Source organism: Achromobacter xylosoxidans, from assembly GCF_002192695.1.
Taxonomy (GTDB): Bacteria; Pseudomonadota; Gammaproteobacteria; order Burkholderiales; family Burkholderiaceae_B; genus Achromobacter; species Achromobacter xylosoxidans_C.
Window position 1 is genome coordinate 1 of record NZ_MTLG01000111.1, and the last position, 973, is coordinate 973.

Annotated in this window: 1 protein-coding gene; it reads right to left on the minus strand. The window is 57.1% G+C overall.

What is annotated here, in order from left to right:
• A partial coding sequence (locus BRO63_RS27395; RefSeq protein ID WP_088142814.1) for a DUF6708 domain-containing protein occupies window positions 1-816 on the minus strand: 816 nt, incomplete at its 3' end.
• Window positions 817-973: the final 157 nt, after the last annotated feature.

A 973-nucleotide genomic window follows, 5' to 3' on the forward strand; every position in this document is an offset into this window, starting at 1 on the left:
CATGACTGCCCAGCGCATGATGGTGTGCAGGTAGTTGAAGGGAATCATGATCAGATAAATGAGCGGGATCTGCGCATAGTTTGCAAAAACGCGCTCCTTGCTTACCGCGAAGCTCTCCCGCTTCCCATCGATGGGCATGCAGTACAAGACCGCGTCCCACACCGCTTGAGGGCCTTCTTCCATGTAGCGGCGAAGAAACTCCCAATGGGAGCGTGCTCCTTCGATCTCGCTGGTCACCATGCTAAAGGCGAACGTCTCTTTAACCGTCACGCCATCCGCATCCAGGATCAACCCACGGATATCCCAATTGTGCCAACCAAACGGGCCTTTCCCTCGGCCAAGCGTGAAATAGATCTTGTCCCATGGAGCAGTCAGGACCGTTCCGTCCAGCCGGAACACATGCACCCGGCGGTGCTTGCGATCCAGGACAATGGGATAGTAGGTCCAGCGGAACAATTCCTTGCAAGCCATCCAGCCACCAAAAAACGCCAATCCCATGCCTGAGGCAACGGCGAAAAAAAACGCGCCCCAAAGGCCATTTTCATTGGGCACATCACCAAACACGAACAACCCGCCAAATACCAGAGCAGCGCCCAGGCCCACCAATCCAATGACACCACCCACCAATGCCATGTAGCCGCGCCAACCGTACCAGCGATCAACCGACACCAAACGATTGGAGTCCATCTTGACCGCGCATAACTCGGCCAATAGCGGCACATCCAGGTGGACTTTCTGCTTCAGGTGATGCTGCTTGTCGAAATCGGTCAGTGGCCGATCGTTCGGAAACCTGGAGGCAAGGCCGGTGTAGTCCACTCCGCCACCCGTCCGGTTAGCGCAGGTCTTCGGGGTTCATCGACGCATCGCGCACGTACTTGTCGCCCGGCTCCGGCTGCAGCGTGGCCTCGATTTCTGGTGGAAACGTCGGGATCTTGCTGGTCTGCATGACTGCCCAGCGCATGATGGTGTGCAG